This is a genomic window from Citrobacter sp. CK188 (genome assembly GCF_030333525.1).
Taxonomy (GTDB): domain Bacteria; phylum Pseudomonadota; class Gammaproteobacteria; order Enterobacterales; family Enterobacteriaceae; genus Citrobacter_B; species Citrobacter_B koseri.
Genome location: NZ_JAOWFU010000034.1, coordinates 224,897 through 242,700, shown reverse-complemented (window position 1 = coordinate 242,700; position 17,804 = coordinate 224,897). Strand labels below are relative to the sequence as shown.

General features: G+C 55.3%; 17 protein-coding genes and 1 riboswitch. Of the genes, 9 read left to right on the top strand and 8 right to left on the bottom strand.

Annotation, left to right across the window (positions count from 1 at the left end; all coding sequences use genetic code 11):
- Nucleotides 1-14: 14 nt before the first annotated feature.
- Nucleotides 15-632: a glycerol-3-phosphate 1-O-acyltransferase PlsY gene (gene plsY, locus OGV67_RS14820; protein WP_012135188.1), complete on the bottom strand. Its 618-nt coding sequence runs from the start codon at nucleotides 630-632 to the stop codon at nucleotides 15-17.
- Nucleotides 633-738: 106 nt separating this feature from the next.
- Here plsY and folB point away from each other — a divergent pair, with 106 nt between their 5' ends.
- The gene (folB, locus tag OGV67_RS14815; RefSeq protein WP_012135187.1) at nucleotides 739-1,107 is read left to right on the top strand and encodes a bifunctional dihydroneopterin aldolase/7,8-dihydroneopterin epimerase; all 369 of its coding nucleotides are present in this window, start codon (nucleotides 739-741) and stop codon (nucleotides 1,105-1,107) included.
- A 90-nt stretch (nucleotides 1,108-1,197) separates the two neighbouring features.
- On the top strand, nucleotides 1,198-2,016 hold the full coding sequence (bacA, locus tag OGV67_RS14810) for an undecaprenyl-diphosphate phosphatase (protein ID WP_071257838.1): 819 nt from the start codon (nucleotides 1,198-1,200) through the stop codon (nucleotides 2,014-2,016).
- A gap of 102 nt (nucleotides 2,017-2,118) precedes the next feature.
- Here the strand turns inward: bacA and OGV67_RS14805 are convergent, their stop codons facing one another.
- Together OGV67_RS14805 and OGV67_RS14800 are read right to left on the bottom strand one after the other, a co-directional pair.
- Complete coding sequence (locus OGV67_RS14805) at nucleotides 2,119-3,360, bottom strand: multifunctional CCA addition/repair protein (RefSeq protein WP_012135183.1); 1,242 nt, start codon at nucleotides 3,358-3,360, stop codon at nucleotides 2,119-2,121.
- Nucleotides 3,361-3,424: 64 nt separating this feature from the next.
- Nucleotides 3,425-4,045, bottom strand: a complete 621-nt coding sequence (locus tag OGV67_RS14800; protein WP_012135182.1) for a TIGR04211 family SH3 domain-containing protein — start codon at nucleotides 4,043-4,045, stop codon at nucleotides 3,425-3,427.
- A gap of 241 nt (nucleotides 4,046-4,286) precedes the next feature.
- On the opposite strand from OGV67_RS14800, the gene OGV67_RS14795 reads away from it, so the two are divergent.
- The 4 genes from OGV67_RS14795 (at nucleotide 4,287) to glgS (ending at nucleotide 10,441) form a co-directional block, all read left to right on the top strand.
- Nucleotides 4,287-5,588, top strand: a complete 1,302-nt coding sequence (locus OGV67_RS14795; protein ID WP_115614405.1) for a CYTH domain-containing protein — start codon at nucleotides 4,287-4,289, stop codon at nucleotides 5,586-5,588.
- A 135-nt stretch (nucleotides 5,589-5,723) separates the two neighbouring features.
- Complete coding sequence (gene glnE, locus OGV67_RS14790; protein WP_114848343.1) at nucleotides 5,724-8,564, top strand: bifunctional [glutamate--ammonia ligase]-adenylyl-L-tyrosine phosphorylase/[glutamate--ammonia-ligase] adenylyltransferase; 2,841 nt, start codon at nucleotides 5,724-5,726, stop codon at nucleotides 8,562-8,564.
- A 59-nt stretch (nucleotides 8,565-8,623) separates the two neighbouring features.
- The gene (hldE, locus tag OGV67_RS14785) at nucleotides 8,624-10,057 is read left to right on the top strand and encodes a bifunctional D-glycero-beta-D-manno-heptose-7-phosphate kinase/D-glycero-beta-D-manno-heptose 1-phosphate adenylyltransferase HldE (RefSeq protein WP_012135177.1); all 1,434 of its coding nucleotides are present in this window, start codon (nucleotides 8,624-8,626) and stop codon (nucleotides 10,055-10,057) included.
- 174 nt (nucleotides 10,058-10,231) lie between these two features.
- The gene (gene glgS, locus OGV67_RS14780; protein WP_012135175.1) at nucleotides 10,232-10,441 is read left to right on the top strand and encodes a cell surface composition regulator GlgS; all 210 of its coding nucleotides are present in this window, start codon (nucleotides 10,232-10,234) and stop codon (nucleotides 10,439-10,441) included.
- Between the two features lie 34 nt (nucleotides 10,442-10,475).
- On the opposite strand, the gene ubiK is transcribed toward glgS, so the two are convergent.
- Nucleotides 10,476-10,772, bottom strand: coding sequence for a ubiquinone biosynthesis accessory factor UbiK (ubiK, locus tag OGV67_RS14775; protein WP_024130961.1), 297 nt, complete (start codon nucleotides 10,770-10,772; stop codon nucleotides 10,476-10,478).
- Nucleotides 10,773-10,904: 132 nt separating this feature from the next.
- Nucleotides 10,905-11,110: riboswitch (FMN riboswitch) on the top strand.
- 105 nt (nucleotides 11,111-11,215) lie between these two features.
- Here ubiK and ribB point away from each other — a divergent pair.
- Nucleotides 11,216-11,869 carry a 3,4-dihydroxy-2-butanone-4-phosphate synthase gene (gene ribB, locus OGV67_RS14770; RefSeq protein ID WP_012135173.1) on the top strand — a complete coding sequence of 218 codons (654 nt, stop codon included), beginning with the start codon at nucleotides 11,216-11,218 and terminating at the stop codon, nucleotides 11,867-11,869.
- A gap of 293 nt (nucleotides 11,870-12,162) precedes the next feature.
- Nucleotides 12,163-12,339, top strand: a complete 177-nt coding sequence (locus tag OGV67_RS14765; RefSeq protein ID WP_012135172.1) for a hypothetical protein — start codon at nucleotides 12,163-12,165, stop codon at nucleotides 12,337-12,339.
- A gap of 19 nt (nucleotides 12,340-12,358) precedes the next feature.
- On the opposite strand, the gene zupT is transcribed toward OGV67_RS14765, so the two are convergent.
- Nucleotides 12,359-13,132 (bottom strand): zinc transporter ZupT, encoded by a 774-nt coding sequence (gene zupT / locus OGV67_RS14760; protein WP_114848342.1) that lies wholly within the window; start codon nucleotides 13,130-13,132, stop codon nucleotides 12,359-12,361.
- 141 nt (nucleotides 13,133-13,273) lie between these two features.
- Between zupT and ygiD the strand changes: the two genes are divergently transcribed.
- Complete coding sequence (gene ygiD, locus OGV67_RS14755) at nucleotides 13,274-14,062, top strand: 4,5-DOPA-extradiol-dioxygenase (RefSeq protein ID WP_047461156.1); 789 nt, start codon at nucleotides 13,274-13,276, stop codon at nucleotides 14,060-14,062.
- A gap of 85 nt (nucleotides 14,063-14,147) precedes the next feature.
- On the opposite strand, the gene OGV67_RS14750 is transcribed toward ygiD, so the two are convergent.
- The 3 genes from OGV67_RS14750 to tolC form a co-directional block, all read right to left on the bottom strand.
- The gene (locus OGV67_RS14750; RefSeq protein ID WP_115614407.1) at nucleotides 14,148-15,308 is read right to left on the bottom strand and encodes a glutathionylspermidine synthase family protein; all 1,161 of its coding nucleotides are present in this window, start codon (nucleotides 15,306-15,308) and stop codon (nucleotides 14,148-14,150) included.
- A gap of 5 nt (nucleotides 15,309-15,313) precedes the next feature.
- A complete protein-coding gene (locus OGV67_RS14745) occupies nucleotides 15,314-15,982 on the bottom strand; it encodes a DUF1190 family protein (RefSeq protein WP_012135168.1) in 669 nt (222 codons plus the stop codon).
- Between the two features lie 215 nt (nucleotides 15,983-16,197).
- Nucleotides 16,198-17,667 (bottom strand): outer membrane channel protein TolC, encoded by a 1,470-nt coding sequence (tolC, locus tag OGV67_RS14740; RefSeq protein ID WP_012135166.1) that lies wholly within the window; start codon nucleotides 17,665-17,667, stop codon nucleotides 16,198-16,200.
- Nucleotides 17,668-17,804 lie beyond the last annotated feature (137 nt).

Here is a 17,804-nt window from a genome sequence, read left to right as displayed (position 1 = left end):
CGTGGTGTAAAAAGCTACTGCGGATCTTTCTCGCGCTTCTTCTTGAGTTTCGTCCAGATCTTCGTCTCCTGACGACGCCACAGGCGCTGGATGTTGTCATGGTGGCGCAGCAAAATCAGGCAAGACAGCATAGAGACCGGGAAGGTGAACTGGGGTTTAAACCACCACACGTAGAATGGCGCAATCAGCGCGCTGACGATCGCGCCCAATGACGAGTAACCGCTCAGTAAGACGGTCAGCAGCCAGGTGCCCGCCATCACGCCAGTTAAGTCCCAGCCGATGGGCGCGATCGCGCCGAATGCGGTCGCGACGCCTTTTCCGCCTTTGAAGCCAAAAAAGACCGGCCAGATGTGCCCCAGACAGGCGGCGATGGCAATCAGGCCCAGCCAGAAAGGGGTTACGCCTAATGCATAAGCGCCCCAGACGGGCAGCATGCCTTTGAGGACGTCGAAAATCAGTACCGCTACGGCTGCTCCCTTGCCCCCTATGCGTAACACATTGGTCGCGCCAGGGTTACCGGAGCCACTCTGACGCGGGTCGGGTAAACCTGCAATGCGGCAGACCAGAATGGCACTGGAAATTGAGCCGCAGAGGTACGCGAAGAGGATCATTCCAGGCGCGATTGCACTCATAAGCTGTTCCGTTTTGAAAATGTCGTGTTAAACGCTACTTCTGTGGATAATACGCATATTTCGCCGGAAGTGGTATCCGGGTTAGCCAAAAAGCAGGCAGGTCGTGATGGATATTGTATTTATAGAGCAACTTTCGGTAATCACCACTATCGGTGTTTACGACTGGGAGCAAACTATCGAACAGAAACTGGTGTTCGATATCGAAATGGCGTGGGACAACCGTAAGTCAGCCAGAAGCGACGACGTTGCGGATTGTCTGAGCTACGCCGACATTGCCGATACGGTAGTCAGCCATGTGGAGGGCGGCCGTTTTGCGTTAGTCGAACGCGTAGCGGAAGAGGTGGCGGATCTGCTGCTCAGCCGCTTTAACTCTCCGTGGGTGCGCATCAAGCTCAGCAAGCCCGGCGCCGTAGCGCGTGCGGCGAATGTTGGCGTTATCATTGAGCGTGGCAATAATCTGAAAGAAAATAATTAACTTCATAGTTTTTAAACCAAACGGCGATATATGGGTCTTAAAGCTGGAGTCATAACTGCTGTTCGTTTTTTTTGATTTAGGGGTTTATTGATGAGCGATATACACTCGCTGCTGGTGGCGGCAATTTTGGGTGTGGTCGAAGGATTGACGGAGTTTTTGCCCGTCTCCAGCACGGGCCATATGATCATTGTCGGTCACCTGTTGGGTTTTGAAGGCGATACGGCAGAGACGTTTGAGGTGGTAATTCAGCTGGGATCGATCCTGGCGGTGGTGGTGATGTTCTGGCGGCGTTTGTTCGGCCTGATCGGCATTCACTTTGGCAAACAACCACATGAAGGCACCGGAAAAGGACGCCTGACGTTAGGGCATATTGTGCTGGGGATGATCCCGGCCGTGGTGCTGGGCCTGGTGTTCCATGACACCATTAAGTCTTTGTTTAATCCCGTTAACGTGATGTATGCGCTGGTCGTGGGCGGTCTGCTGCTGATTGCCGCGGAATGCCTGAAGCCGAAAGAGCCGCGCGCGCCGGGCCTGGACGATATGACGTATCGTCAGGCGTTTATGATTGGCTGCTTCCAGTGTCTGGCGCTGTGGCCGGGCTTTTCCCGTTCCGGCGCGACCATTTCCGGTGGGATGTTGATGGGGGTGAGTCGCTATGCCGCATCGGAATTCTCATTCCTGCTGGCTGTTCCGATGATGATGGGCGCGACGGCGTTGGATCTCTACAAGAGCTGGTCGTTCCTGACGGTGGAAGATATCCCCATGTTCGCCGTGGGATTTGTGACTGCGTTCATTGTGGCGCTGATCGCCATCAAAACCTTCCTGCAATTGATTAAGCGCATCTCGTTCATTCCGTTTGCGATTTACCGCTTTGTCGTGGCTGCTGCGGTCTACGTTGTTTTCTTCTGATAACGCTTGATGCCGGATGGCGGCGTTTACGCCTTATCCGGCCTACGGTTCGATTTTGTAGGCCGGATAAGCGGAGCGCCATCCGGCAACAAAACGGTGAGCTTACGCCTCGGGTTTCGGGCAACGCCGTTCCTTCCAGTTAGCCACCGCTGCAATTCGCCGTCTGGTGAGTTCTTCGCGGATCTCCGCGCCTTTAAAGCCTGCCTCCACCACCTCTTTTGTCGGCACCGCCTGCGCGACCAGCCACGCTTCGCGCAGCCAGCGGCCTTGCGGATAGTCAGACGCCTCAAAACCGGTACGACCGCGCACGTCGGCCTCGCTGGTCAGGGCGATTTGCTCTACGCGCTGCGGCTTACGCCAGGCGTCAATCGAATCGAACAGCTTCACGATCGTTTTCGGCTGCAAAATCGGGAAGGTATGGATGAGATCGTGGAATTCCGCCACCAGTTTGGCTAAATCCCGAATCTCATTCGGCACACGCAGACGCTGGCATAACTGCTCGACCAGCTTTACGCCTGCCGGGCCGTGACCATGATGGCGCGGCCAGAGCGCTTTGGGCGTCAAGCCTTTGCCAAGGTCGTGACAGAGCGTGGCGAAACGCACATCAACGTTCGGGCTGAGCATGGCGGCCATTGATAACGTCATTAATGTGTGGATGCCGGTATCGATTTCCGGGTGCCACTTTGCCGGAGCCGGAACGCCAAACAGCGCGTCCACTTCCGGGAACAGAACGCGTAGCGCGCCGCAGTCGCGCAGCACCTGAAAGAAAACCTGCGGATTGCGCGTGGTTAAGGCGTTCTCGGTCTCCTTCCATACGCGCTCCGGCGTGAGGTGTTCCAGTTCGCCTGCGGCGGTCATGTCGCGCATCAACGCCAGGGTTTCATCAGCGATGCGGAAACTGAGGTGCGCGTAGCGGGCGGCAAAACGCGCCACGCGCAACACGCGCAGCGGATCTTCGCTAAAGGCGGGGGAAACATGGCGCAGCAGGCGATTGTCCAGATCGCGACGCCCCTGATAGGGGTCGACGATATGGCCGTCGTCATCCTGCGCGAGGGCATTAATGGTGAGGTCGCGACGTTGCAGGTCTTCTTCCAGCGTCACGTCCGGCGCGGCATAGCAGGTAAAGCCGGTATAGCCTGAACCGGATTTACGCTCGGTGCGCGCCAGCGCATACTCTTCACGCGTTTGCGGATGAAGAAACACGGGAAAATCGCGGCCTACCTGCTGGTAGCCCGCGTCAAGCATCTCCTGCGGCGTGGCGCCAACCACCACCCAATCTTTATCTTTGACCGGTAGCCCTAACAACGCATCCCGAACAGCACCACCGACCAGATAAATCTTCACGCCACTTTCCCTTCCTGAAAAAAATCATCCCTTAATCATATGTCAGTGCGGCAGAGAAGGCGATTTAGTTCATCCAGCGGTCTTTGCGTTTACGGCTTGGGATCATGTGCGGGAGAACCAGGCCGAGCAGCAGGCCGAGTCCCAGCACGCCGCCGCCATACATGAACCACTGCATAATAATGGTGCGCTGCTTGTCATCAAGTTGCAGATTGGCGGCGCTGACTTTCTTCTGCGCCACGATCAGCTCGTTTTTCAGCTTCTGGTTTTCTTCTTTCAACCCGTTAATCACGCTGTCGCTCTGCGACACTTTTTGCTGCATGTCGGCCGTGCGCTGATTCCAGGTGGTATCAATATTGTTCAGCTTATCGGTCAGCGTCTTAACCTGATTTTCCAGATCCGGTACGCGGATACGCAGGCTGGGCGAGCTGTTCAGCTCTTTCATCGGGATCCAGGCAGTACGACCTGTACTGTCTTTCACCTGAGCGTAATTCGTGTTGGCGTCAGTCTGTAATAATGTCACTTCCTCGCCGGCATTCACCGTACCCACGAGGCGATAATTATCTCCCGGACCGCTGCGGACCCAGGTATTCAGTTCGTCAGAGACATAGCGCTTCTCTTCTGCGTGGGAGACGGCAGTGGCGCTAAGTGCAAGTAAAGTTAATCCAATCAGGCGTAATTTTGGCATCAGGCTGTCGTTTTTGTCATAAAAAGTGGAACGATAGTAGTGGCATCAGTGTCTCTACGCAAAGCATTCGACATCAATCGGAATCATCTGTGTCATCTTTGCCACTGTTTTAAACTTTTACGCCCGTCAAATTGCTCGTTGCATGGCAATTTGGCGCAAAATACTATCTACTGACAAAAAAGAACGCGTTAAGTTCGCCGTCATTCTTCCCATATGTGACATAACCCATAAGTACAAGGCAATGGCTCAGGAAATCGAATTAAAGTTTATCGTTAATCACGACGCTGTAGACGCGTTGCGTGACCATCTGCAAACACTCGGCGGCGAGCACCATGCGCCCAGCCAGTTACAGAACATTTACTACGAAACGCCGGACAAGTGGTTGCGTGGCCATGATATGGGTCTGCGCATCCGTGGCGAGAATGGTCGTTATGAAATGACTATGAAAATCGGCGGTCGGGTTACGGGGGGTCTGCATCAACGGCCGGAATACAATGTTGCGCTGAGCGAGCCGACGTTGGATCTCGCACTGCTCCCGCAGGAGGTCTGGCCGAACGGCGAGCTGCCCGCGGATCTCGCTTCACGCGTGCAGCCGCTGTTCAGCACCGATTTTTACCGTGAGAAATGGCTGGTGGACGTTGACGGCAGCCGTATTGAAATCGCGCTCGATCTTGGCGAAGTGAAGGCCGGAGAATGTGCCGAGCCAATTTGCGAGCTGGAGCTGGAACTGTTAAGCGGCGAGACCCGTGCGGTGTTGAAACTGGCAAACCAACTGGTGTCGCAAGCGGGTCTGCGTCAGGGCAGCCTGAGCAAAGCCGCACGGGGATATCATCTGGCGCAGGGGAATGCTCCGCGTGAGATCAGACCTACTGCGGTGCTGAAAGCGCCAGCCAAAGCCAGCATTGAGCAGGGGCTGGAAGCGGCGCTGGAGCTGGCATTGTCGCAATGGCAGTACCATGAAGAGCTGTGGGTGCGTGGAAATGACGCCGCCAAAGCGGATGTACTGGCGGCGATGGGGCTGGTTCGCCATGCGCTGATGCTGTTTGGCGGCATTGTACCGCGTAAAGCAAGCGCTCACTTACGCGATTTGCTGACGCAGTCGGAAGCGACCCTTGTCTCTGAGGTTTCAGCCATTACGGCTATCTATAGCACGCAAACAGCGATGGCTAAACTGGCGCTGACCGAATGGCTGGTCACCAAAGCCTGGCAACCGTTCCTCGACGCCAAAGCGCAGGCGAAAATGGCCGATTCTTTCAAACGCTTTGCCGATATTCACCTGTCGCGCCACGCGGCGGAGCTGAAAGCGACTTTCGGGCAGCCGTTGGGCGATCGGTATCGCGATCAGCTTCCGCGCCTGACCCGCGATATTGACAGCATTTTGCTGCTGGCAGGTTATTACGACGCGAATGCGGTACAGGCCTGGCTGGAGAACTGGCAGGGCCTGCGCCACGCGATTGTGACAGGGCAGCGCATTGAAGTTGAACACTTCCGCAATGAGGCGATCTTCCAGGAGCCGTTCTGGCTGCATAGCGGAAAACGATAACCAGTAACGCCTGATGGCGATGCTGCGCATCTTATCAGGCCTACGACGCACAGGTTTTGTAGGTCGGATAAGGCGTTGCGCCGCCATCCGGCAACACTCATCGGGATTAGTTAGCCATCTGAGGACACACCTTAAATGAAGCCGCTTTCTTCACCGTTACAGCAGCACTGGCAGACCGTGGTTGAGCGGTTACCAGAAATCCTGGCTGAAGCCACGCTTAGCGTTCAGGCGAAGTCAGTACTTACATTTAGTGACTTTGTGCAGGACAGCGTGATTGCGCATCCCGAATGGCTGACTGAGCTGGAAAGCGCGCCGCCGCAGGCCGATGAGTGGCGGCATTATGCCGCGTGGCTACAGGACGCGTTGGCGCAGGTGACTGATGAAGCGGCGCTGATGCGTGAGCTTCGCGTATTCCGTCGCCGCATCATGGTACGTATCGCCTGGGCGCAGGCGCTGTCGCTGGTGGAAGAAGAAAACATTCTGCAACAGCTAAGCCAACTGGCGGAAACGTTGATCGTCGCCGCGCGCGACTGGTTGTATGACGCCTGCTGTCGCGAATGGGGTACGCCCTGCAACCATGATGGCGTACCTCAACCGTTGCTGATTCTGGGGATGGGAAAACTGGGCGGCGGCGAGCTGAATTTCTCCTCGGATATCGATCTGATCTTCGCCTGGCCGGAGCACGGTTCCACCCGGGGAGGTCGGCGCGAGCTGGATAACGCGCAGTTCTTTACCCGCATGGGGCAGCGTTTGATCAAAGTGCTGGACCAGCCGACGATGGACGGCTTTGTGTACCGGGTGGATATGCGCTTGCGCCCGTTTGGCGACAGTGGCCCGCTGGTGCTGAGTTTTGCCGCGCTGGAAGATTATTACCAGGAACAAGGGCGCGACTGGGAGCGTTATGCGATGGTCAAAGCGCGCATTATGGGCGCTGCCGACAGTGCGTATGTCGATGAACTACGCGCCATGTTGCGACCTTTCGTGTTCCGCCGCTATATCGATTTCAGCGTGATCCAGTCCCTGCGTAATATGAAAGGGATGATTGCCCGTGAAGTGCGTCGTCGCGGTCTGAAAGACAATATTAAGCTTGGCGCCGGCGGTATTCGTGAAATTGAGTTTATCGTGCAGGTGTTCCAGTTGATTCGCGGCGGACGGGAACCCTCGCTGCAATCGCGCTCGTTGCTGCCGACGCTGAGCGCGATTGATGCGCTGCACCTGTTGCCAGAAAATGACGCCGGACAGTTACGCGCGGCCTATCTCTTCCTGCGCCGTCTGGAAAACCTGCTGCAAAGCATCAATGATGAGCAGACCCAGACGCTGCCGGGCGATGAACTGAACCGGGCGCGCCTGGCCTGGGGAATGCGCACGGATGACTGGTCGCAGCTCACCGACATTCTGGCGGCGCACATGGCTAACGTGCGTCGGGTATTTAACGAACTGATTGGCGATGACGAAACCGATACTCAGGAAGATACGCTGTCGGAACACTGGCGCGAGCTGTGGCAGGATGCGCTACAGGAAGATGATACCACGCCGGTGCTGGCGCATCTGTCCGACGACGATCGCGGACGCGTGCTGGCGTTAATCGCCGACTTCCGTAAAGAGCTGGATAAGCGCACCATTGGCCCGCGCGGGCGGCAGGTGCTCGACCATCTGATGCCGCATCTGCTTAGCGACGTGTGCTCGCGCGAAGATGCCTCTGTGCCGCTGTCGCGTATTACGCCTCTGCTGGTGGGGATCGTTACGCGTACCACCTACCTTGAATTACTGAGCGAATTTCCCGGTGCGCTGAAGCACCTGATTTCGCTGTGCGCCGCTTCGCCGATGGTGGCGAGCCAGCTGGCGCGTTATCCACTGTTGCTCGATGAACTACTGGATCCGAATACGCTGTATCAGCCAACGGCGACCGACGCTTATCGCGATGAGTTACGCCAGTATTTGCTGCGTGTGCCGGAAGATGACGAAGAGCAGCAGCTGGAAGCGCTGCGCCAGTTTAAACAAACGCAACTGTTGCGCATTGCGGCGGCGGATATCGCCGGTACGCTGCCGGTGATGAAGGTCAGCGATCATCTGACCTGGCTGGCTGAGGCCATTATCGACGCCGTTGTCCAGCAGGCGTGGGGGCAAATGGTGGCGCGCTATGGGCAGCCGACGCACCTTGCTGAGCGCACCGGACGCGGGTTTGCGGTGGTGGGTTATGGCAAGCTGGGCGGCTGGGAGCTGGGCTACAGCTCCGATCTTGATCTGATCTTTTTGCACGATTGCCCAATGGATGTGATGACCGACGGCGAGCGTGAAATCGACGGCCGCCAGTTCTACTTACGCCTGGCGCAGCGCATTATGCACCTGTTCAGCACTCGCACCTCTTCCGGTATCTTGTATGAAGTGGACGCGCGGCTGCGCCCGTCCGGCGCGGCGGGAATGCTGGTCACGTCGGCGGAAGCCTTTGCCGATTATCAGAAAAACGAAGCCTGGACATGGGAGCATCAGGCGCTGGTGCGCGCCCGTGTGGTTTATGGCGACCCGCAACTGACCTCGCAGTTTGACGCCGTGCGTCGCGATATCATGACCCTCGCCCGCGAAGGCAAAACGTTGCAGACCGAGGTGCGCGAAATGCGCGAGAAAATGCGCGCGCATCTGGGCAACAAGCATCGCGATCGTTTTGATATCAAAGCCGATGAAGGCGGGATCACCGATATTGAGTTTATTACCCAATATCTGGTGCTGCGCTATGCGCATGAAAAGCCGAAGCTGACGCGCTGGTCCGATAACGTGCGCATTCTGGAACTGCTGGCGCAAAACGACATTATGGATGAACAAGAAGCGCAGGCGCTGACGCAGGCCTATACCACGCTGCGCGATGAGCTTCATCACCTTGCGCTACAGGAGCTTCCGGGGCATGTGGCGCAAGAGTGCTTCAGCAAGGAACGCGCGCTGGTACGGGCAAGCTGGCAGAAGTGGCTGGTTGCCGGGTGAAGTGTGCTATTATCGCGCGCAAATTTTAAGACCCTCAGAGAATCTCTCAGGAGACAGGAATGAAAGTAACGCTGCCAGAGTTTGAACGTGCAGGAGTCATGGTTGTTGGTGATGTGATGCTGGATCGCTACTGGTACGGGCCGACCAGCCGTATTTCCCCCGAAGCGCCGGTGCCCGTTGTCAAAGTGGACACCATTGAAGAACGTCCGGGCGGCGCGGCGAACGTGGCGATGAACATCGCTTCTCTGGGCGCAAATTCGCGTCTGGTGGGTCTGACCGGTATTGACGATGCGGCGCGCGCGCTGAGCAAAACGCTGGCGGATGTGAACGTAAAATGCGACTTCGTTTCTGTGCCTACGCATCCGACGATTACCAAACTGCGTGTACTTTCCCGTAACCAGCAGCTGATTCGCCTGGATTTTGAAGAAGGCTTTGAAGGCGTCGATCCGCTGCCATTGCACGAGCGTATTAACCAGGCGCTGGGCTCAATTGGCGCGCTGGTGTTGTCTGATTACGCCAAAGGCGCGTTGGCCAGCGTTCAGCAGATGATTCAGCTTGCGCGTAAAGCGGGCGTCCCGGTGCTGATCGACCCGAAAGGCACCGATTTCGAACGTTATCGCGGCGCCACGCTGTTGACGCCGAACCTGTCTGAGTTCGAAGCGGTGGCGGGTAAATGTAAAAGTGAAGAAGAGATTGTCGAACGCGGCATGAAGCTGATTGCCGATTTCGAATTTTCTGCGCTGCTGGTGACCCGTTCCGAGCAGGGAATGACGCTGCTGCAACCGGGTAAAGCGCCGCTGCATATGCCGACCCAGGCGCAGGAAGTGTATGACGTTACCGGTGCCGGGGATACGGTGATCGGCGTACTGGCGGCCACATTAGCGGCGGGGAACTCCCTGGAAGAGGCCTGCTATTTCGCGAACGCGGCAGCAGGCGTTGTCGTCGGTAAACTGGGAACATCAACCGTTTCGCCAATCGAACTGGAAAATGCGGTGCGCGGTCGTGCGGATACCGGCTTCGGCGTGATGACGGAAGCCGAACTGAAACAGGCCGTGGCCAGCGCGCGTAAACGCGGCGAGAAAGTGGTCATGACCAACGGCGTTTTTGACATTCTGCATGCCGGACATGTGTCTTACCTGGCGAACGCCCGCAAGCTGGGCGATCGCCTGATCGTCGCGGTGAACAGCGATGCCTCCACCAAACGTCTGAAAGGCGAAACTCGCCCTGTGAATCCGCTGGAACAGCGAATGATCGTGCTGGGTGCGCTGGAGTCCGTTGACTGGGTGGTTTCTTTCGACGAGGACACCCCGCAGCGGCTGATTGCTGGCGTGCTGCCGGATCTGCTGGTGAAAGGCGGTGACTATAAGCCAGAAGAGATTGCCGGTAGCGAAGAAGTCTGGGCCAACGGCGGCGAAGTGCTGGTGCTTAACTTCGAAGACGGTTGTTCGACCACCAATATCATCAAGAAAATCCAGAAAGACAGCGATAAATAACCGCTGAACAGACGGCCCGATACGCACAGCGCCATCGGGCATCTGGCTTGTTTCCAAAGTGTGATGTCAGGCAACTGATATGCGCACTTTTTGCACAACCGTTCAACACATATAAGAGAATACTGAAATTAGAAAAAGCATATGGCCTTAACAGATATTTGATAACTGGAGGGTATGCTGATGAACGACAAGAACGTATATTCGTTAAACAATTTTGATTTTCTGGCGCGCAGTTTCGCCAGGATGCAGGCTGAGGGCCATCCTGTTGATATCCAGGCCGTTACCGGAAATATGGATGAGGCGCACCGCAGCTGGTTTTGCAAACGCTATGCGCTTTACTGCCAACAGGCGACACAGGCTAAGAAGCTAGAACTCGAACACTGAAAATATCAACGGGCCTTACGGCCCGTTGTGGTTTTTACTCTTGCGGATCGACAGGCGGGATGGCGGGCGCAGGTTTAACATCTACAGGTTTCTCACGCGCTTCCAGCTCGCTGAGGCGTTGCTCCAGCAGCGCCAGCTTTTCGCGGGTGCGCAGTAAGACCTGAGTCTGCACGTCAAACTCTTCACGGCTCACCAGATCGAGACGCGTCAGCTGCGATTGCAGCGTCTGACGGATTTTCTTCTCGATATCTTCCCCGAACTCCCGAACCCCTTTCGGCATCGACTCGTGAACCTGACGAGCGAGTTGCTCAATTTTTTTCGGGTCAATCATTGTGGTTTCCCTGAACTGGTAAGTGTCAGAACACATTGTAGTGCGATATGCAGGCGTCATAAACCAGAATTGTGTGTCGCTTAGCGGAGTAAAGGCGTTGATGAAGGTAATCAATAGCGTTATAGTTAACTCGCTTATTCTCAGGGCGGGGCGAAATTCCCCACCGGCGGTAAATCAGCGTATGTCCAAAAGATTTCGCGTTGCGGCAATGCAGCAGCGGCGTGAAAGATGAAGGACAGGTTGAAAGCCCGCGAGCGCTTCAGGTGCAAATCTGAAGGTCAGCAGATCCGGTGTAATTCCGGGGCCGACGGTTAAAGTCCGGATGGGAGAGAGTAACGATCTAGTCGGGCATGGGCCCGCTCACGTTATTTTTTTGCCGCTTGTCGGTACTCCTAAGACTGCCCTGATTCTGGTAACCATAATTTTAATGAGGTTTTTTTACCATGAATCAGACGCTACTTTCCTCTTTTGGTACGCCTTTTGAACGTGTGGAACATGCGCTATCCGCGCTGCGTGAAGGACGCGGTGTGATGGTGCTTGATGATGAAGATCGCGAAAACGAAGGCGATATGATTTTCCCGGCCGAAACCATGACCGTTGAGCAGATGGCGCTGACCATTCGCCACGGCAGCGGCATTGTTTGTCTGTGCATCACTGAAGATCGTCGCAAGCAGCTCGATCTGCCGATGATGGTGGAGAACAATACCAGCGCCTACGGCACCGGTTTTACCGTGACCATTGAAGCCGCAAAAGGCGTGACTACCGGCGTTTCTGCCGCAGACCGCGTAACGACCGTTCGCGCAGCCATTGCCGATGGCGCGAAACCTGCCGATCTGCACCGTCCAGGTCACGTTTTCCCGCTGCGCGCGCAGCCGGGCGGCGTTCTGACCCGTGGCGGTCATACTGAAGCCACCATCGATCTGGTGACGCTGGCCGGGTTCAAACCTGCTGGCGTACTGTGCGAGCTGACGAATGACGATGGCACAATGGCGCGCGCGCCGGAATGCATCGCGTTTGCCGGTAAACACAACATGGCAGTAGTGACGATCGAAGATCTGGTGGCTTACCGCCAGGCGCACGAGCGTAAAGCCAGCTAATTCTGTAGGCCTGATAAGCGAAGCGCCATCAGGCGATGAGATGATAATAAAAACCGAAGCCGATTCGCAGGCTTCGGTTTTTTGTGTTTACAGAGGTCATTAATCCCGCCGTTTATCCCTTATATTTTGCTTTTTTAAACATCCCATCTGTTAATAAAAGCCCAACCTTTTTCTCTATGATCAAAATCATATTCTCGATTTCATACTGTGCCAGTATATAGGGCTACCTCAATATAGGTAGAAAAGGTTTTAACGCTAATTGTTTGGTAATATTAGATTTTAAGGGTAAAAGGATGTTTATCGCCTGGTATTGGCTCGTCTTAATTTTTCTGGTGATCGTAGGGTATTTTTGCCATATGAAACGCTATTGTAAGGCGTTTCGGCAGGACAGAGATGCGCTGCTGGAAATCCGCAATAAATTACTTCGTCGCGATGATGAAGAACGCGTTATGACCAAAGAGCAGGAATAAGCGCTTCCTGCTGCCTCTGTTATCCGATTCCCATCGCCTGAAGCACGACAAGACTCAACCCCATCACCGACATTCCACACAGTACGCCGTAGCTGGGATTATTATTAGGGTCGATCTCTTTTGCCAGCGGCATCAGCTCATCAACGGATAATGCCACCATAATTCCCGCGACGGCGGCCATGATGGACGCCATAACGACCGGTGAGATCAGGCTGCCCAGAATAAGCCACGCCATTACACCGCCAAGAATTTCCGCCATCCCGGAGATACCGGCCCAGAAAATTGCTGTCCGTTTTGAACCGGTTGCGGCGTAGACTGGCCCGGCGACCGCTAATCCTTCAGGAATATTGTGCAAGGCGACCGCCAGGGCAATGCCAAAACCCAATTCGAGGTTGCTGCTGGCGGTGACGAAGGTGGCGATACCTTCCGGGAAGTTGTGCAGGCTGATGCCCAGCGTCAGCAGGATGGCGGTGCGTTTTATCGAGCCGGAGAGAGGACGCGCGGTTTTTTGCACTAAATCTTGTGGATGGGCGTGGGGAAGCAGCCTGTCGAGACCGAAATAACCCAGCAAGCCGATAATAAACATGCCGTAACCCAGCACCGGAGACATGCCATCCGCCGCCAGCGCGGCTGGCAGCATCTCCATCAGCGAGATCAACAGCATAATGCCTGCGGCGAATCCCAGTGAAAACGCCAGCACGCGGTTGGACGGTTTTTGCCCCAGCACGCCAAGAAACGCGCCAATAAAGGTGGCAGCGCCCGCCAGTAAGGTCAGAATTAAAGGTACTGACATCGACAACTCCTTATGATTCAACTGTCCGAACCTGACCTTCAAAATAACTGATGATCTTCATCATGGTTATCTGAGTTCTTCATCCATCGAAAAAGCGTATTGTGATGATATCAAAATGACTCCCTCAGTAAGGATATCATCATGTCTTCAACACGTATGCCAGCATTGTTTTTAGGTCACGGTAGCCCGATGAACGTTCTGGAAGATAATGTGTATACCCGCGCCTGGCGGCATCTGGGGGATACATTGCCGCGTCCAAAAGCGATTGTCGTTGTCTCGGCGCACTGGTTCACGCGAGGGACGGGCGTGACGGCGATGGAAGCGCCAAAGACGATCCATGATTTTGGCGGCTTTCCTCAGGCATTGTATGACACGCACTATCCTGCGCCCGGTTCGCCGGAACTGGCGCAACATCTGGTTGAGTTGCTGTCGCCGACGCCGGTCGCGCTGGATAAAGAGGCGTGGGGCTTTGATCACGGCTCCTGGGGCGTGTTGATCAAGATGTACCCGAATGCGGATATCCCGATGGTGCAGTTGAGCATCGACAGCACCAAACCGGCGGCCTGGCATTTTGAAACAGGGCGCAAACTGGCGGCGTTGCGGGACGAAGGCATTATGCTGGTCGCCAGTGGCAACGTGGTGCATAACCTGCGCACGGCGCGCTGGCATGGCGAGAATACGCCCTACCCGTGGGCAACGTCATTCAATGAGTATGTGAAAGCGAATCTGACATGGCAGGGGCCGGTAGAACAGCATCCGCTGGTTAATTACCTCGATCATGAAGGAGGATCGCTGTCGAACCCAACGCCGGATCACTATCTGCCGCTGCTGTATGTGTTAGGCGCATGGGATGGCAAAGAGCCGGTGACGATCCCGGTTGACGGCATCGAGATGGGCAGCCTGAGTATGCTGTCGGTACAGGTGGGATGATTAATGCCCGATGGCGCTACGCTTGTCGGGCCTACGGCACGAATTGTAGGCCGGGTAAGGCGGAGCCGCCACCCGGCACAAGAGACTATTCGACAAAGATATGCGGGTAGAAGCGGGACAGATCCTGGGTGATCAACGCTCTGTCTTCGCGAATACCGATCCCGGCTGGTTGATCGTTGATCAACCAGCTGCCAATCAGCATATAGCTGTCGCCAAACTTCGGCAGCGGGCAGAACTGCTGCACAATCATGCCTTCTTCGCCGTAAGGGCCTTCCACCGCTTCGATCGTTTTCCCGTTTTCAATGATGGAGACGTTAGCGCCTTCACGCGAGAAGATCGGTTTGACGACGAATTTTTCCATTTGCGGATAGTCATCTTCCGCAAAATAAGCCGGCAGCAGGTTAGGGTGATCCGGGAACATTTCCCATAACATTGGGAGCAGCGCTTTATTGGAGATAATGCTCTTCCAGGCCGGTTCCAGCCAGCGAACGCCAGCATCTTCCAGCTTGGTGGAGAACATTTCACGCAGCATAAATTCCCACGGATAGAGCTTAAACAGGTTGGCAATCACCTGATCCTGCAAGTCCGAAAACTGACCTTTTTCACCCAGGCCGATATCTTCAATGTAGAGGAACTCGGTGGCGATTTCAGCTTCGGCGGCGCAGTCCTGTAGATACTGGATCGTCCCGCGATCTTCCACGGTGTCGCGACAGCAGGTGAGGTGCAGCAGTTGGAAGCCATACTGCTCATGTAGCTCGGCGAAGCGTTCGATCAGCTTTTCTTGCAGGCTGTTAAACTGATCGCTGCCTTCCGGCAGGTTGCCCGCATTGAGCTGGTCTTCCAGCCAGATCCACTGGAAAAACGCGGCCTCATACAGTGAGGTCGGCGTATCGGCATTATTTTCTAAAAGTTTAGGCTCACCCGTGCCATCCCACGCCAGATCGAGGCGGGAATAGAGTGACGGCTGCTGCGTTTGCCAGGACTGACGTACAAAGCCCCAGGTATGCTTAGGAATGCGAAATTTCGTCATCAGCTCGTCGCTGGCGATCACTTTCTCCACGACCTTAAGGCACATCTGGTGCAGTTCAGCGGTGACGTCTTCCAGCTTCTCAACCTGGTCGAGCGTCAGCTTGTAGTACGCGTCTTCACACCAGTACGGTTCCCCGTACATCGTGTGAAAATTAAAACCGTATTCGGTGGCTTTCTCGCGCCAGTCCGGGCGCTCAGTAATACTGATTCTTTCCATGCGTCTTAGCCGCCCATCGAACGATTCGAGGTGCCGGTGGCGCTACGCTGCATTGTGCTTTGTTTTGCCACTGACTCGCCAAAACCACCACGGGTAACGGTTGTGGTTGTAGCGGGTTTCGGCGCCATCGCGGTTTTCGGTACAGTCATGGTACGGCCAGGCTGTGCGGCGCCGTAGTTCTTGCCGCTGGCGTCGGTGTATTTACCGTAGGCCGGGCTGGCCGGGTTTTTTGAACTGAACAGTGGTTGCTGAGCAAAGCCCGCGCCGCCGCCCATCATTCGGCCCATCATGTAGCCCGCCATCAGCGGCATCCAGAAGCTGCCGCTGGATTGCGCCTGCGCCTGATTTTCCGGCGCCATGCCAGCCTGAGCCGGCGCCTGCTGGCACTGGCCTTCGCCGAATTCAGCCACGCAGTCTTCACGCGTCGCGTATTTCGGCGCGGTACGTTCCGCTTCTTTCAGGGCATTGTTGAATGCGGTCGTACATTCAGCGTTTTTGCCCGGGTTCGCTGCCGAGCAGTCGTCGGCGTTTTGATACAGCGAAACCGTTTCGTCGCTTTTTTCACAACCGGCCAGCATAAAGACAGCGGTAACCGCCAGAGCAACCGGAGTAAGATGACGTGCGCTCCAGCTTTTGCGGAACGAGGCGTGATGTATAGATTTTGTCCGTTTCATTTTTGTCTTCCAGGACCCAGTGGTAAACACAATAAATAATGCTCAGGATAGTGGATGGCTGGTCGAAATTGAAGCGAGAAGAGGCGAGAATGCGGCAGAATGGCGGGATCTTTACGTTGCCTTACGTTCAGACAAGGTTTAGCGCCCGGTGGCGCGACGCTTACCCTGCCTGCGATCAGGTAGGCTCAATAAGCGAAGCGCCATCGGGCAATTCATCAGTTACGGAACGGGTTGTTACCGTTGCTGCTGGTGGAACGTGCTGAAGCAGGCTGAACCGTACTGGCATTATAGCCATCCGCTGCTGCATCCTGTTGCGGGGTTTCCGGCGCGACGTTGTCCGGGGATGTCGAGATCGGTTTACCCAGCGCATTGTTCAGCGCCACCAGATCCTGCTCGTTCAACGTACCGAGAGCATTCTTGATGTTCAGCTGGTTAATCAGATAGTTATAACGCGCATTCGCCAGTTGTTGCTTCGCTTCATACAGCGCGGTGGTGGCATCCAGCACGTCAACAATGGTACGCGTACCCACGGAATAACCGGCTTCGTTTGCATCCAAAGAGCTTTGCGCGGAAACAACGGCCTGTTTGTAAGCGTTAATGCTGCTGATAGAAGCATTAATGTTGTTGAAGGAAGAGCGCACAGTCTGCACGACGCTGCGGTGCGCGCTTTCCAGCTGTTCGCTCGCGCCAACAAAGTTGTACTGCGCCTGTTTCACCTGAGAGTTGACCATCCCACCCTGATACAGCGGCAGCGAGAAGCTCAGACCGATTTTGTTCTGGCCCATATTGCTGTCGTCATACTGCGTGCTGTTATGGGTTTTAGAGCCGCTATAAGAGGTGTCAGACACGCCGGTAGAAGCGGTTAAATCCAGCGTTGGCAGATGACCGTCCTGCGCCTGGCGGATTTGCTCGCGCGCCAGATCCTGGCTCAGACGCGCCTGCAACAGCGTCAGGTTACGGTTTTCGGCCTCTTTCAGCAGAGCGTTAACGGCCTGCGGCTTATCGGTTTTAAAGTTCGTGACATTCAGCGAAGCCAGTTCCGGGTAGTAGTTACCAGTGACCTGGCGCAATTCTTCTACGGCGTTATCCAGATTGTTGCGGGCGGTGACTTCGTTCGCCAGCACGGTATCGTATTGTGCACGGGCGTTTTGCACGTCAGTGATAGCGACCAGGCCGACGTTAAAACGCTGGGTGGTTTGATCTAACTGACGATAAACGGCTTCTTTCTGCGCCTGCGTATAAGAGAGAACGTCAATGGCGTTCAGGACTTTAAAGTAGGCGCTCGCCGTATTGAGGATCAGCGTTTGCTGATCGGTCTGGAACGTGACGTCCTGGATACCTGCGGATTTTTCCTGCAACGTCAGCGCGCGCCATTTTGACATATCAAAAAGGGTCTGGGTTAATTGCAGAGAGGCGCTGGTGGCGTTGGAGTTGATGCCATTCGCATCACGATAGCCGTTGCTGTAGGTGTAATCGGCACCTAAACCCAGTTGCGGCAGTAAAGGACTACGCGCTTCGTTAATTTTTTCGAATGCAGCATCGCGATCGGCGGCGGATTTACGCAATTCCGGGTTGCTCAGGCGTGCTTGCTGATAAACTTGCATCAGGTTCTCTGCCTGGCTCAGTGTGCTGAACCCCGTCAGGCTCAGGCCGATAAGGATGGGGAGCAATTTCTTCATTTGCATTCCTTGTTGTGAAGCAGTATTTAGCGCTGATCAAATTGTAAAAATAATTGCTGATTCTAGCAGAATCCGCCACTGCAAAAAGTTGGCGTTACGTGCCATCCGGCGTTAATTTGCACCAATTTATCACAAGGTCGCTG